At 59.7% G+C, this 14,212-nt stretch carries 18 protein-coding genes; 9 read left to right on the forward strand and 9 right to left on the reverse strand.

Annotated elements, in window-relative coordinates:
• Positions 1-4: 4 nt before the first annotated feature.
• From R2N16_RS05350 to R2N16_RS05360, 3 genes are read right to left on the reverse strand one after another with little or no spacing between them, the layout of a single operon-like run.
• Positions 5-304 (reverse strand): hypothetical protein, encoded by a 300-nt coding sequence (locus tag R2N16_RS05350; protein WP_316664519.1) that lies wholly within the window; start codon positions 302-304, stop codon positions 5-7.
• Positions 301-1,344, reverse strand: a complete 1,044-nt coding sequence (locus R2N16_RS05355; protein ID WP_316664520.1) for a hypothetical protein — start codon at positions 1,342-1,344, stop codon at positions 301-303. Before R2N16_RS05355 ends, R2N16_RS05350 begins: the two co-directional genes overlap by 4 nt.
• A complete protein-coding gene (locus R2N16_RS05360) occupies positions 1,322-1,510 on the reverse strand; it encodes a hypothetical protein (RefSeq protein ID WP_316664521.1) in 189 nt (62 codons plus the stop codon). Before R2N16_RS05360 ends, R2N16_RS05355 begins: the two co-directional genes overlap by 23 nt.
• Positions 1,511-2,051: 541 nt before the next feature.
• Here R2N16_RS05360 and R2N16_RS05365 point away from each other — a divergent pair.
• Positions 2,052-2,231 carry a hypothetical protein gene (locus R2N16_RS05365; protein WP_252691391.1) on the forward strand — a complete coding sequence of 60 codons (180 nt, stop codon included), beginning with the start codon at positions 2,052-2,054 and terminating at the stop codon, positions 2,229-2,231.
• Here R2N16_RS05365 and R2N16_RS05370 read toward each other — a convergent pair.
• From R2N16_RS05370 to R2N16_RS05380, 3 genes are read right to left on the reverse strand one after another with little or no spacing between them, the layout of a single operon-like run.
• The gene (locus R2N16_RS05370; protein WP_316664522.1) at positions 2,215-2,412 is read right to left on the reverse strand and encodes a hypothetical protein; all 198 of its coding nucleotides are present in this window, start codon (positions 2,410-2,412) and stop codon (positions 2,215-2,217) included. The two genes, R2N16_RS05365 and R2N16_RS05370, sit on opposite strands and share 17 nt — an antisense overlap.
• Before the next feature lie 40 nt (positions 2,413-2,452).
• Positions 2,453-2,977 (reverse strand): phage regulatory CII family protein, encoded by a 525-nt coding sequence (locus R2N16_RS05375; RefSeq protein ID WP_316664523.1) that lies wholly within the window; start codon positions 2,975-2,977, stop codon positions 2,453-2,455.
• Positions 2,978-3,024: 47 nt separating this feature from the next.
• Positions 3,025-3,471 carry a transcriptional regulator gene (locus R2N16_RS05380; RefSeq protein ID WP_316664524.1) on the reverse strand — a complete coding sequence of 149 codons (447 nt, stop codon included), beginning with the start codon at positions 3,469-3,471 and terminating at the stop codon, positions 3,025-3,027.
• Between the two features lie 73 nt (positions 3,472-3,544).
• Between R2N16_RS05380 and R2N16_RS05385 the strand changes: the two genes are divergently transcribed.
• Both R2N16_RS05385 and R2N16_RS05390 read left to right on the forward strand, forming a co-directional pair.
• The gene (locus tag R2N16_RS05385) at positions 3,545-4,021 is read left to right on the forward strand and encodes a hypothetical protein (RefSeq protein ID WP_316664525.1); all 477 of its coding nucleotides are present in this window, start codon (positions 3,545-3,547) and stop codon (positions 4,019-4,021) included.
• Positions 4,022-4,147: 126 nt separating this feature from the next.
• Entirely contained in the window at positions 4,148-4,975 is an 828-nt protein-coding gene (locus tag R2N16_RS05390) for a hypothetical protein (RefSeq protein WP_316664526.1), read from the forward strand.
• 8 nt (positions 4,976-4,983) lie between these two features.
• Here the strand turns inward: R2N16_RS05390 and R2N16_RS05395 are convergent, their stop codons facing one another.
• Positions 4,984-6,048, reverse strand: a complete 1,065-nt coding sequence (locus R2N16_RS05395; protein WP_316664527.1) for a DUF4238 domain-containing protein — start codon at positions 6,046-6,048, stop codon at positions 4,984-4,986.
• A 114-nt stretch (positions 6,049-6,162) separates the two neighbouring features.
• Entirely contained in the window at positions 6,163-8,619 is a 2,457-nt protein-coding gene (locus tag R2N16_RS05400) for a DUF4062 domain-containing protein (RefSeq protein ID WP_316664529.1), read from the reverse strand.
• 343 nt (positions 8,620-8,962) lie between these two features.
• Between R2N16_RS05400 and R2N16_RS05405 the strand changes: the two genes are divergently transcribed.
• From R2N16_RS05405 to R2N16_RS05425, 5 genes are read left to right on the forward strand one after another with little or no spacing between them, the layout of a single operon-like run.
• Entirely contained in the window at positions 8,963-9,100 is a 138-nt protein-coding gene (locus R2N16_RS05405; RefSeq protein WP_316664531.1) for a hypothetical protein, read from the forward strand.
• Position 9,101: 1 nt separating this feature from the next.
• Complete coding sequence (locus tag R2N16_RS05410) at positions 9,102-9,311, forward strand: hypothetical protein (RefSeq protein ID WP_045203160.1); 210 nt, start codon at positions 9,102-9,104, stop codon at positions 9,309-9,311.
• A 22-nt stretch (positions 9,312-9,333) separates the two neighbouring features.
• Entirely contained in the window at positions 9,334-9,615 is a 282-nt protein-coding gene (locus R2N16_RS05415) for a hypothetical protein (RefSeq protein WP_316664532.1), read from the forward strand.
• Positions 9,615-9,893, forward strand: coding sequence for a hypothetical protein (locus R2N16_RS05420; RefSeq protein WP_316664533.1), 279 nt, complete (start codon positions 9,615-9,617; stop codon positions 9,891-9,893). Before R2N16_RS05415 ends, R2N16_RS05420 begins: the two co-directional genes overlap by 1 nt.
• Positions 9,890-10,108, forward strand: a complete 219-nt coding sequence (locus R2N16_RS05425) for a helix-turn-helix transcriptional regulator (protein ID WP_316664534.1) — start codon at positions 9,890-9,892, stop codon at positions 10,106-10,108. The genes R2N16_RS05420 and R2N16_RS05425 overlap by 4 nt, the downstream gene beginning before the upstream one ends.
• Here the strand turns inward: R2N16_RS05425 and R2N16_RS05430 are convergent.
• Positions 10,105-11,394, reverse strand: coding sequence for a tyrosine-type recombinase/integrase (locus R2N16_RS05430; RefSeq protein ID WP_316664535.1), 1,290 nt, complete (start codon positions 11,392-11,394; stop codon positions 10,105-10,107). The genes R2N16_RS05425 and R2N16_RS05430 overlap by 4 nt on opposite strands.
• A gap of 243 nt (positions 11,395-11,637) precedes the next feature.
• Here R2N16_RS05430 and mutS point away from each other — a divergent pair, with 243 nt between their 5' ends.
• Positions 11,638-14,211, forward strand: coding sequence for a DNA mismatch repair protein MutS (mutS, locus tag R2N16_RS05435; RefSeq protein WP_428984090.1), 2,574 nt, complete (start codon positions 11,638-11,640; stop codon positions 14,209-14,211).
• Position 14,212: the final 1 nt, after the last annotated feature.

Consider the following 14,212-nt stretch of genomic DNA (forward strand, 5'->3'; position numbering starts at 1 on the left):
CGGCTTAACGCAATACATCCTGCCTCCTCGATCCGACGATTTCGCGCATGCGCGCAAGTTGCTGCTCCGCCCGCACCACAGACGGCGGCGCCCCCACCAACGGCGCCTCCGGAATCGGCGGCAAATGCTCCACCACCGCCACCCGCCAGAACGCCGACCACCGCTCCTCAGCATCCGCCCAGCGCGCCGCCTCGACCGCACGCATCCCAAACCGCACCGCCGACCAGAACACCGCCCGCGACGGCCACTCACCCTTGCCGCACGCCGCCAGCGCCGCCGCGTTGAACGCCTCTTCACCCGTCATGCCGCACCTCGCTGCAAGCTCGCCGGCCGCAACCGCCCCGCATGCCACGGCAACCCCGCCACCGCCTGCTCTGCCTGCGCCTGCAACCGCGCCAACGCCTCATCCTGCTGAGCCCGCAGCGCCCGCGCCCGCTCTCGCGACTCCCGCACAGCATTGGCATAAGACGGCACCCAATCCGGATCGCTCGCCCGCTTCGCGTGGTACGCCAACATCGCAAACGGATCATCAACGCCACCGGCTGCCATACGGCCCCGCCATTCGTCGATCACCACCTGCCTCATGGCCTGAGGAGCACGAGCCACAATCCGCGCAACACGCGCTCGCTCCGGGCCTCTCAGGTCAACCGGCCACGCAAGGTCTGCCTGCCACGCCACGTCCTGCCCTTCTTCACTCTCTGATCGCGGGGCCGCAGGCCCATCCCCAACCACACGTGCGGTCTGACCACGTTGCTCTGAGAGCCGGTGCCTCCTTGCGCCGCGACGGTGTTGGGGGCCGTTTCGATCCTCCCGCGCCGCAGGCGTGGGGGACTCAATCTCCTGCTTCTCACGCCCCCGGCGTGGGGGGTTAGGGGGGTTGGTGTTTACGGGGTTACCGGAATACGGATGTGTGGCGGCTTTCGCGTTATCCACAGACTCCGGCACATCCTTAAAACCCGCGTCAGCATTGAATTCGTAGCCATCCTGCGGGTGTATCGAACCTCGACCGGCTTTCTTTTGGACGCACGAATCCGTATCCGCCAACGGGCACGCAAAAACGAGCTCGTACTGCCCGCCGAGCCGGCGCAGCAGCCCCAGCTTCTCCAACTGCGCCAGCATCCGCTGCAGCTTCGACTTGTCATGCGCCAGGTAGCGCACGCCACGGCGCGCAGTGCGCTCCGTCCACTCACGCAGCGCCTGATACGAGATCCGCACCACGCGCCCCACAACGCCCGTACGGAAGTCCATACGCGGGCGCAGCGCCACCAAGTACAGATGCGCGATCTCCGCACCCGCCCCGGCCAGCGCGCTCAACTCAAGATCATTGATGCGATACGCCGACACCCTCGCCTCCATGCTTGCGCGCCAAGCCCATGTACCCCGCCAGCCACGCCGCGTGATGCGCGCTGCCAACCGGATACTCGTTCGCCTCATCCAACGCGCGGCCAGACAATGCAGCCGCCCTGCCCTTGGCCCAAACAGCGCCAACGGCCTCGATAGGAATGTCCATGGAATCGCCCTTACAGCCGCAGAGGCGCGGCCCTACACAGCACGTCAAACACCGCCACAAACTCCGGTGGCGTCGACGCAACAACGGTGGATCGAAAAGCGAGGCGCTCCGCCTCAGTAGAAATCGCGCGATAACGCGACGCGCAGGCCAACGCCAGCGCAGAAGACTCACCAGCCGCATTGAACGGCCAAAACACATCAGCCAACGGCCACGCGCAAGCATCCAACAGATGCTCCGCAAACTTCGACAGCACCGGCAACCCGCGAGGCTTAAACGCCCCCGCGATGCGATGCCACGCACAACACATCTGGTCCACCCGCTCGCACGACAAGCCCACAGCAACACGCCCCGCCTTGCAGCACGTCATACCGTGTGAAAAGCGTGGCGTGTTGTCCTGCGTTTGTGTCATGCGCGGTCTAGCCCTGTCAAAAATCGATACAACGTGGCGCTACAGGTTGCCGCCCCGGCTGCTGGCGGCAACACTGCTTCGTCGGGTTTACGGACCCGATGAAAATCACTTCAACCCTTTCAACGAGAAAACATGGAACTCAAAGAAGCACGCCACACTGCAACTCAATTGCTCTTGAAGTTGATCGAACATCAGCCGTATCTACTTCAAACTCCACAGCCCGTCGCGGGTGTAACTGGAGCAGCCGCAGCGCTGTTCTGCGAACACTTCATCGAGACCTACGCTGCCGGCCTGGTCAAGAAGGCTCAATAACCTCTGCCAATAGCATCAGCTCGCGCGTGAGGGCCTCACGGGTCTGAGCCAGGCGCGCGGGCATCGTGAGATTAAAGTCGTTGTATTCCTTGACTTGGGCGCACAGCACATCAGCAATTTTCTGGGCATGCTCAGGCGACAACTTCGCCGCCCCACCGCAATTCGCTTTACAGCTTTGCATCACTTCTCCTATGCGCTCTCGCGCTTCAAAAAACAGTCAATCACGCCTTGCCACGCAACCGCAGCAACCGCTCCGCATCACGCTGCGCACGCACACGCAGCAGCTCACGCAGCACCATCACAGAAGCAGTCGCCTCTTCAAACTCCCGCTCCAGCTTGCGCATCTCACCCTCGGAGAGATGGTTGTCAGCCAGCGCCGCAGACATCGCGCGGCTCACATCGCCCACCTCGGCCAACACCCCGCACAGCGCCTCATACAGATCCGTATTCGGCAGATCCTCCCGCGCCACCTCGGGCAGCGGAATCGCCACCATCCCGTGCCGCCAGCACAGCGCCTGAATCGGCAGCTTCGCGTTCGGCACGCCAGCACCTTCCGCGTGCTCCACAATCACCGACACCTCTTCAAACGACACATAGTTCGTCTGCACATGCGGCAGCAGCTTGTTGCGCAGCACCGCGGCGGACTTGTCCATCCGTGCGGCCAATCCTTCAACGCCGCCCGGATAGCCGCGTGCAACCCAGTAGAGCGCGTCGTGTTGGTTGATCTCGGAATAGTGGTGGCTCAAGTTGTCTCTCCTAAAGAAGCTGTCATGGGCGGGCTGTGCGGGTCGCACTACCGGCGGTTTTGGTGGGCGCGTACACTTGCCTCATCGTTGGAATGGCACGGGCCAGCGCGCAGAAGCTGACGGCTGAATGCCCTCATTGGCGAGCAAGTACTGCTTGCCCGGCTCACGCGACGAATGCGCCAAAGACGGGCCGCAGATGCCGCAGCCGGTATCATTCGAGGCTTGGGCAGCATTGGCCGTTGGTGTAGCCGTGTGGACGGCGCGCGGGCAGAGACAAGCTCGGGCCAGATCAGATGCCAGTCGTCGGGCCGGAGATCCGGACGTCGAACCGCGCCCTGCGTCGCGACTTCAATTGCGACGCATCGCGCTGGGCTGATCCGCAGACCCTTGTTCACGACTTGCGACAAGTAGATCGGCGACATGTCGATGGCGCGCGCGAGTGCCGTCAGACGGCCACGTTGAGCACGGACATACTCGATTAGTGTCATGGCCATGACGATAGCGTTTTCTATCGCACCAAACAATAGAATCACATAATTTTGCAATCGCTAGGAAAGGGACAACACCATGGATTTGCGCGCGCGAAGAGTTGAGAAACTTCGCCAAGTGGTGAATGACGCGGGCGGTCCCGCCGCCTTCGCTCGATTGCACGAAGGCGTCAACCCGACCTATGTCTCGCAACTGCTCAATGGCACCGCACCGTTTGGTGATCGAGCAGTGGAGAAGATGGAAAAGCTCATTGGGCTACCGGCCGGGACATTCGACGCTGGAGAGGCCGCCCCTGACACGCAGCTTGCAGAGCGTGACCGAGTTATTGCAGAACTCCGGCAACAGTTGGCGGCAAGTCGCGCCCGCGAGGCCCGCGCAGTGAAATTGCTGACTGAGGCAGCCAGCCTGCTCGTTGACACGGAAGTACTTGCGTTGGACCCGGCAGGGAGCAAGTCACGACGCTTCGAGGATGCGCCAGCGGAGGTTGCCAAGCCATCCGACTACGGCTACCCCCCTCTCCCAAATACTAAGGCGCAGCGCAAGCGCGCCAGTTGATGAATCCCGCTTCGGCGGGATTTTTTGTTTCCTGTTGAGCAGGATGCGAATAAGAGAATTCTTATTCTATTGTTGGCCGCCCACCAACAACATGACTGCCCGCGCGGGCCGTCAGTCGAATCAACAATGGGTATCCTCATTCAGTTTCCTCAGCCAGGCACGCGCACACCGCCTGGAAAACGTCAGGCCAACCATAGCGCACCGCAGGACGAGCGCCTTGCAGCCGCCTACCGGCGCGACCTCGATCGCGCGGTCGCACTGTTGCTCGAGCACGTTCAGAGCAATGCATACGACGGCGTCTCTCTCATCTTGAAACCGAAGGCGCGGAACCAAAAGCCGGCCCTCGTCGTCGGGGGCTTCTACAGGCACAGACTGACTGAAGCAGCCGATGCTGCCATGCAGTTGCACCTTGCGATCAAGCTGCGGGCTAGGGAACAAGCTGCCGGGACACAGGCCCTAGACGCCCGCCTTCAACCTGAATATCCCCTGGATGGCAGCGTAAGAACTATGGACTCACAAATGCAGCAGAAATGGCACGAGGCCACCTTGCGCTATCACCGTTGCGAACAAATGCTGCGCATCGCGTTTAGCAAGCAACTCCGGGCTTCCCCGGAAACCACCTCTATCTTGCTTAGCATCACGCAGCTCCATATCGAGACGGTCGCCAACTGTCTTTGGGAGGTGGTGCGCCAACCAGGTCGGGCAACGCCTCAGTCAAAGCTCGAAACCCTCAATGCCATCCAACTATTTAGGACCGTGCGTGCCCAGGTCTCGACGTGGATGCCGCCCGCTGGCCAAGAGGCGGCATACTTTGCGGCCAATTCGGGCGCCCTTTCCGTGGACATGATGGACGAAGGCATTATGTTGCTCAGCGGTGTAGAAACCGCGCTTGCACGGATCATCGGCGAAGACTCCAGTGGGCCCGTAAGCGAGGAGCAACGTGCGGGTCACTGAACGTGCAATCAGCCGCCCCACTGTGTCTCCGAAGGCCCAGAGTCCGCTCGGTTCTGCCGCGAGTTGGACTCGACTTCGCTTTGTTCCCGATGCCAGTTTTTCCAGGCTTCCTGTTCGTGTTTGACATTCTCCAGGCTCACCAATCTCGGGCGGATGAGCGGAATGTCGCTTTTGAAGGTATCGAAAACATATCGATGTGCATGCTCGACAATGAGCTTCCGAATGAACGTTGCTAATTGGATGTCAAGCACTGCCCCCCGCCTCACACGCCGCCGACCTATCGATTTATGCAGCAGATGCTTCGGGCTAAGGGGAAGAAACACATCGCAAGGTCGGACTCCCCAGCCCCCGTCGAAGTCGTAGCTGGTAGAGCTATGCAAGCGGAGTTTCATGACCGGCTTGTCCGACGTAGGCCATGTAATACCTTCTGGGGCACGCAGGATCGTCCAGTCATCATAGGAAATCCGGTCGATCGTGCTTGTCAAATGATGCCGAACGCCCCACAACCACAACTTTCGGCCAACAACAGCAGTCGTTTTTATCGTACCGGCACCGTCCGGATCTCTCGTAATTGACACATCTACGGGGAAAAGGCTGGAGCGCTCAAGACTCTGCTTGGGCAGCGCCGTGCCGGCACGCGCGGCTGCTTTCAGCGTCCTTACAGAGGTCTCAAGGCTAGCGTCCATCACTGCCTGCAAAGATTGACGTTGCCGGTTCAGAAAAGCGGACAAGCTTGCCGGTGTACGGACGTCTTGGGCAACCGCAAACCTCACCAGTGTCCTCCAGTGATCAGAAGACATTCGCTCATCGTTCACAGCACGCCGAATGGCCTCCTCTGCGGGCTCCTCAAATTCTCGGCTCAACCAACGTTCAAACTCGTCCGTCTCTACCTTACCGTCCATGTAGGTGTAGAGGTGTTGGTGAAAAGCTATTCCGCGAAGCGAATGCGCCTTCCATTGAGAAACATTTTCGTGCGGAACAAGTAGCCGATAAACGAAAATTTGCCCACTCGAAGACCACTGCTTCAAATAGACTTGCGGAACATAATGATTATCTCGATGAAACTGTTTCATTTCAGCCACCACCACACGTCGATCAATTTCCAGATCAATGAATCAGCCGCACAAACATGCCACCAACCATCACAAACCCACTCCCCTTAATATTCTTTGGCCATCAAACCAACTTCAATTCCCCGTCAATAGCTTGTCCACAGCTAAGTGCACACGATCTCGAGGAAGAGAAATACTCATATCCAGCCAATGAACAACGTTGTAGTACCAGGTATCACCGGAATTCAAATATCTATCCAATATCAAAATTACACGACTTCGCGGGCTGACACGAATCAATTTTAGCGCAGCCACTCGCCGCACTGAGTCATCCTTGCTATTCAGAAATGAAAAGATTGCCTCATCCGAGAGGGACTTAAAGTCTTTGTCCTTCGACTTCGCAATCAGGGCAGCCAATAGATCGCCACCCATCTCGATCTGCACAACGTCAGCAAAACGCCCCCTTGATATAGAGAGAATTGCATCCGCACAAACGAGATATTTCTCACTTCTAGCTTGAGACAAAAGACTTCGGGTGCTGTAGTCAGAAAGGTCTGAATTCTCAACAATCAACCTTATATCAGACCATTCGCCATGCCTCCCCAAGAATTCGATTAAATCGCGACGAAAGTCTCCGCCCTTTCCCTCGGCGCGCAAGGCATTACGAACTCTCGCAATATCTTCAGATTGAGATTTTTCGCAGAGCAGCGAAATTCCCAGATCCATAAACTCTGAAACTAAGGATTTTTTCAAATTTCTTAACTTGGCAAATGACTCCGATCCCTCCCCAAAAACCTTCTCCATCATTTGAATTCGACTCTCTATAAAGTTTTCGAATCCATCATCGATTGCTTGCCTTAGCTCCCTCCCATACTTTGAAAACCGCTTACTAACGAGAGCAAAGTAAGGGTGGCCGTCGAAAATGATATCCGGCGAAGCAGCCAGCCGCTCAAGGTCTGCCGGCGACTGCGACATACTGTAATAGCGCCGATACTTTTCAAAATAAGATATCGCTGCCCCACCACCTAGTCCGAGAAGCCCGGGCTGCCGAACTCCATTCACGAGGGTCGACTTAGCTTGCTCATCCGCTACTGGAAGGCCTGCGTCAACGAGCGCCTCCAGCCCAAGCAGTCGAACGGCGACGTCTGCATCTGTCAGAAGTTTTTGTGCCAACTCGACGGTGAGGAGCCCCAACCTACGTGCTCCAGACACCGCTGCCGTACGTACATGTACATCCGAATGATTGACTCCCTCAATGAGGAGTTCGCGCGGGATTGACTCCGGATTCCGAAATAGAGAGTCCACCAAACTCTTATCAGTCGAGGTTGGCTGGAGTTCGTAAAGCGACCGGATCGCGAGGTCACGGCTTTCACGGAGATTTATGCGAACGATAGCTTCTGCTGCCGACTTCCGAGTCTGGTAGTCATTGATGTCGTACTCCGCTCGGATCAGGTCGATGTCCGCACCAACGCCATATTCGCCAAGATACGCTAGGGCCGCCTGCTTCACAGCGGAACTGGAAGAAAGCCATGCATCGACAAACATCGATCTATTTTCTAATTGTCTCGCGCTAATCCTCTCACCTAATAACCGCATAGCATTCAGTGCTGCGGCGTTTCTCCCACCGGACCGTCCAATGATCGAACGATACAGCAGTTCATCGCTCTTTAAGCCCCCTAGGGCTTTCAGCCAGCACCATACCGGAGCACTTTCGCCTGAAAAATGTTCCAACCCGGCGCGAAGCAGTGCGCGCAGTTCTGTTTCACCGAATTCATTCGTCGGATCTATTGAGAACAGTAAATTGCAGTCATGTACACCTAGAACACTGTCATCGTTCTCCTGGCTTCCGACCGTAGTGCCGAGCAATCTGAAGCGAGCAACGTCTCGTGCGGACTGCTTGGAATTTTCACCCTTCTCCACTTTTGATAGGAATTCACGAAGAAAATGCCCGCTTTCATTTGACAGTGACGATTGTGGGCTTCCTTTTTCCTTTTCGTTCGCGCGCTGACCGCCATGCTCCAAAGGTGCGTTGCTTACCGACGTTGACGCGCTTCGTTCAGCATCTCGCAACCTTTTGAGATAGCTGACTAGACACCGCCGCAGCCTTTTTTCAAACGAATCAGACTCAGAGAAAGTTTCATATAGAATTTCCTTTCCGTCTGTTATTTCTTGCTTGAAATCTAAAACCCTCTGCAAACCTGGACCCGGATCACGCGTCAACTCTGGATCGATATCTTTAAAGAACAAGCTAATATCCGGTTTGCCATCTTTTTTATAACGATCGACAGACAGCCGAAATTCCTCTTCAAATCCAGAAGTAAATCTTCCATTCTTGTCCGGCGGAGTACCCCATCGCTTCCACATTATGCCGACGAATAGCTCGCAGCGCTCCAGCTCGGTATTTATGAGCGCTTGCGGTCGGCCGGCTGCGGCGGTGGTGTCCTCCCACCCCACCAGCTCAAGCTGATAACCGTAGTCCTCTGCGACCAGTTGATTCACTTCGTCAACTGCAACTTTCGCCAGCTTTCTTTCGTCAACAACATCCCCCGGAGACGCGAGAAAGACTTTGATTATTTTTCGGCTTTCGGCCATCGATCCCCCCATTTAGACCTTGCACATGGTCCGCGAGATCTTACCAATTTGCGGCGTGTTTGCTTCTGCAAGCGGTTGTGGATTGAGTGAGGAACATCTTTATGGAGAAACCATGCAACACAAAATCACCTTTTTACTATTGATGCAATAGATAGTTTTTACTATCGTTCTTGCATCATGAGCCCGGAGAACGAAATGAGAGCTTTTCGCTGCAGTGCAGTTTTGGCATACCTCGTTACCATTGGCGTCGTCCTAGCCTTCCACGCATACGCCCTCCATCTCGACGAAACGTCCGAGACAGAGCCCACGCGCATCACCCAGCGCCAGGCATGAGGAGGACACGATGCGCCGTTCCGCCCTCCACCGCCTCGCGTCCGGCCACTTCAGCCACCACCCCGCCCTCGGCCTTGCCGTAGTGCTCTTCGCGTTCGGCCTCGCCGGCGCCATCGCGCCCGACGCCGCAATGGTGCTCGGGGGCTGACATGCCTCCGCGCCCCATCGCAGACGCGGCCGTGCTCGCCGAGCGCAACAAGCTGCGCCTCATTTGCACCGACGCGCAGGCCCTGGCTGCGGGCCCCGTCCGCACCGCCATCGAGGCATCCGCGCACGCCCGCACCCATCCGCGCATTCGCACGACCCGCCGCGTGTGGGTCGACCTCAAGAAACTGGCTGCAGGCGACTTCGACGACTGACCAGCCGCAACGGAGACCAACCATGCATCGCATAGTGAACCGTACCCCCGCCACCCTTCGCATCGGCAAGCACAACGTGCAACGCCGCCCCGTGCCCGGCTCGCTGCATTGCAGCTACACCCTGCGCATCGACGGCGTTGTCGTGTGGGAGAGCATCAGCATCCCCTGCGCACGAGACCTCGACGGCGCCGTCAAAACGCACCGCTCGTGTCAGAAAGTCATGCAGGCCGCGCGCCGTGGTGGGCGCCGGATGGGTATGCAGAAGATCAACGGTGCCGTTCGGCCGAAGCGGGGGGCGTTGTGATGACGGCCACGGAAACCGCAAAGGAAGACACGCTCAATCCCCCGGCCGGCTCAACGGAGCTCGAAAAGCTGCGCGCACTGATCGCAGATGACGGCTTTGCCGCCACATTCCAAACGATGGGGCGGTACCGGACGGCACTGCTGCAAGTAGCAGCCGCGCTTGCACGAAGCTCCACTCCGAACGCCGAGGCCGTTGTTACTGACCATTCTGTTGACGTCGACGAAATGGTTCAGCAGCAGACCGGGCCCCTCGTGCATGCAGAGGGCCGCGAATTATGAGGCCCATCATCTATCTTGATCTTCAGTCAGTTGCGGCCGCGATATCGCTCTCCGAGACAAGCGTCCAGCAACTGGTGCGCGAAGAAGCCTTTCCAAAGCCGCGCAAGATCTCCGCGCGTCGCGTTGGATGGCTCTTGCGTGAGGTGCAGGAGTGGGCGGAGGGCCGCCCGGTCTCCGACCTGCTGCCCCCAAAGAACACCAGCCGGCGCGGCTAACGGCTTGGCAGGGCCGCGCACCTCTCTAAATGCGCGGAAAGCTTCAGCAGCCACTCTCGCCGCTCCCGGTCGTAGGTGTGCCGGTTGTACACACCTTCGACGCCCGGGAGCATATGCCCAAGAATTGATTCGCCAACTTCCATCGGGCACCCCAGCGCAGCCAACATCGTCCGCCCTGTCCGTCGCAGATCATGGGGAGCCCAGTACTCCACTGGCAGCCGTGCACGCTCCCGCTGCGGGTGTGACTTGCAGTAGGACATGCGATTCCACACTGCGTGGCTGATTACCTTTTGCTCTGTGTGACCGGTGGTCTGCGACGGAAAAAGATACCCCTTCCGCGCTACCGCAAGGCGTCTACGCACGACCGCCTCCGCGCGGCCAACCAGCGGTACGCGCAGGTCGGTCGCACCCTCGTTCTTTACGTTCTTTGTCTTGGCGTGCGGCACAGTCCACCACAGCCCGTCCGCCTCCTCTGTAACCTCCTCCGCCTCCATGCTGACGATCTCGGCGCCGCGAGCACACGTCCAGAGGTAGAGCGTCAATACGTCGTCGATCAAGGCCGGGAAATTGGGCAACCAACGGATAAGCTCGCCCACCTCGGCATCTGTGAGCACGCGCTTCGCCGTGCCCATCGTCTTGCCCTGAATACGTCGACCGACGCTGCGCAGGCGACCGCGCATCACCTCGCGCCACCAGTTGGGCACGCCCTCGCTCAGCCGCCCAGAATCATGGCCATACGTCCAGGCCGCGCCCAATTCAGTACGGAGCTTCCCTGCCTGCGTCGGGATGTGGGCGTACGAGTTGATCAGGTCAAATGCCACTGAACGGGTTACCTGCTCGGGCAGCATGTGCGCAATCGGCTCGAGCATCGTGTCGAACATCCGCCGGATCTCTTTTGCACCCTTTAGCGCGCGATGGCGCTCCACGTGCCCGACCAGGTAGTCGTCACACATGCGTCGAACCGTGTAAGGAATGTGGTCCGGTACAATTTCGCCGTTTGAGACCGCCCGCGCCGTTGTGCGGCTATTGCGTCGCTCGTTTGCAATGTCGCGGCCGCTATCGCGCGCCTGGCGTAGCTTTTCCCATTCGACGATCGCCGCTGCCGGAGACATGGCCGGCCATTCGCCAATCTTCACTTGGCGCATGCGCGCATCAACGGGAGATTTGTATCGGTAGATCCAGGTCCGCCGCGTAGCGCTGCAGACCAGGCGCAGCCCGGGCTGCGTGTCGAGAGTCAGATGCAGCCCAGGTTTCAAGGCCTTGGCGGCACGTGCATCGAAATACATGGCGTAGCTTTTTTCAGCGTAGGTTTTGCCGCTACACCACCCCGAAGGGTCGGCGTAGGAATCGGGGCATGATACGCGAAAAAGCTACGCTGAAACGCCAAGTGTAGGCGAGCGAAGATGAGTGTAGACGTTATCCAAGAAAACTCGGGCATTGCCCAAGAACCCATATCCAGAAAGGGTTCACAGGCAGTTAGCCAAAAAACTCAAGACTTTGCGGAGCAGGATTTAAGCAAGCACACGCCGATGATGCAGCAGTATCTGCGGCTCAAATCGGGGCATCCGAACACGCTCGTCTTCTATCGCATGGGCGACTTCTACGAGCTGTTCTTTGAAGATGCCGAAAAAGCCTCGCGCCTGCTCGATATCACGCTCACCGCGCGCGGCAGTTCCAACGGGCATCCGATCCGCATGGCGGGCATCCCGTTCCACGCTGCCGAGCAATACCTTGCCAAGCTGGTCAAGCTGGGCGAATCCGTTGCCATCTGCGAGCAGATTGGGGACCCTGCCACGACCAAGGGACCGGTCGAGCGCAAGGTCGTACGCGTCGTCACGCCCGGCACATTGACGGATGCAGCGCTGCTGTCCGATAAGGTCAACAATCATCTGCTGGCCATTGCGCATCTGCCGGGCAAGCGTGGCACAGCGCCGCTGATTGGCCTCGCGTGGCTCAACCTCGTCGGCGGCGAACTGCGCGTGATGGAGTGCAGCCCCGACCAGCTCGACCGCGAACTCGAACGTATCCGCCCCGCCGAAGTGCTGGCCGACGATGCAACGCTGAGCACCATCCAGGTGGATGTTGCCCGCACGCGTTTGCCCGATTGGCACTTCGACGTGGAAGCCGGCACCCGCCGCCTGCGCGAACAACTCGGCGTGGCGAGCCTCGTCGCCTTTGGTGCGGAAACATTGACGGCCGCGCTGGCGGCTGCCGGCGCGCTGCTGAATTACGCAGCAGCCACGCAAGGGCAATCGCTACGTCACGTGATCGGCCTGACCGTCGAGCATGAAAGCGAATTCATCGGCCTGGACACCGCCACGCGCCGCAACCTGGAGCTGACCGAGACGCTGCGTGGGCAGGAATCGCCCACGCTGTTCTCGCTGCTCGACACCTGTGCGACCAGCATGGGCAGCCGCCTGCTGCGCCACTGGCTGCATCATCCGCTGCGGGATCGCGCAGTGCCGCAAGCGCGGCAGCAGGCGATCGAGGTGCTGCTCGGCAGCGATTGGCAAGCGTTGCGTACGACGCTGCGCACGCTGTCGGATGTGGAGCGCATTACCGGGCGACTGGCGCTGCTGTCGGCGCGCCCGCGTGATCTGTCGTCCTTGCGCGATACGCTCGCGCGCCTGCCCGAGATCCGCGAAGAGCTGCCGCAGAGCGATGCTGCACCGCTGCTAGCCGAGCTGTACGCCGCGCTCACCCTGCCCGAAGACGCCCACGCCCTGCTCCAGAGCGCCGTGATGGCAGAACCGGCAGCGATGGTGCGCGACGGCGGCGTCATCGCCCGCGGCTACGACGCGGACCTCGATGAGCTGCGCGACATCTCCGAAAACTGCGGCCAGTTCCTGGTCGATCTGGAGGCCCGCGAGCGCGAGCGCACCGGCATCGCCAACCTGCGCGTCGAGTACAACCGCGTGCACGGCTTCTACATCGAGGTCACCAATGGCCAGGCCGCCAAGGTGCCCGATGACTACCGCCGCCGCCAGACGCTGAAGAACGCCGAGCGATACATCACGCCCGAGCTGAAGGCGTTTGAAGACAAGGCCCTGTCGGCGCAGGACCGCGCGCTGTCGCGCGAAAAGCTCCTCTATGAAGAACTGCTGCAGAAGCTGCTGCCGCATCTGGCCGAGTTCAAGCGCATTGCCGCCGCGCTGGCGCAGGCGGATGTGCTCGCAACGCTCGCCGAGCGTGCGCATGCGCTGTCGTGGTCGCGCCCGATGCTGACAGATGCCCCCGGCATTGAGCTGACGCGCGCACGCCATCCGGTGGTCGAACAACAAGTCGAACAGTTCGTCGCCAATGACTGCGTGCTGCAAGACGCGCGCAAGCTGCTGCTGATCACGGGCCCGAACATGGGTGGTAAGTCGACCTTCATGCGCCAGACCGCATTGGTTGTGCTGCTCGCTTATGTGGGCGCGTTTGTACCGGCGGAAGCCGCGGTCATCGGCCCGATCGACCGCATCTTCACGCGCATCGGCGCGGCCGACGATCTGGCCGGCGGGCGTTCGACCTTCATGGTTGAAATGACCGAAGCTGCTGCCATCCTGCACCGGGCAACACCCAACAGCCTGGTGTTGATGGACGAAATCGGGCGCGGCACGAGCACGTTTGATGGCTTGGCGCTCGCCTGGGCGATTGCGCGCCACTTGCTGTCGCACAATCGCAGCCACACGCTGTTCGCCACGCACTATTTCGAGCTGACGCAGCTGCCGCAGGAGTTTGCACAGGCCGCCAACGTGCATCTCTCCGCAGTCGAACATGGTGACGGCATCGTTTTCCTGCATGCCGTGCAGGAAGGTCCGGCAAGCCAAAGCTACGGCCTGCAGGTCGCGCAACTGGCGGGCGTGCCGCAACCGGTCATTCGCGCCGCGCGCAAGCGGCTGGCCTGGCTGGAGCAGCATTCCGCCGACACCGGCGCCACGCCTCAGCTCGACCTGTTCGCACTCGCCGCCGATACGCCCATCGAAGACGAAGACAATGCCGAAGCCCCTGGCAGCGCGCTGACGGATGCGCTCGACGGAATCAACCCCGACGACATGACACCGCGTGAAGCGCTCGACGCGCTGTACCGGCTCAAGGCGCTGGCGAGCCCGTCCGCCTGAT

Source organism: Ralstonia psammae (assembly GCF_958405935.1).
GTDB classification, from domain to species: Bacteria; Pseudomonadota; Gammaproteobacteria; order Burkholderiales; family Burkholderiaceae; genus Ralstonia; species Ralstonia psammae.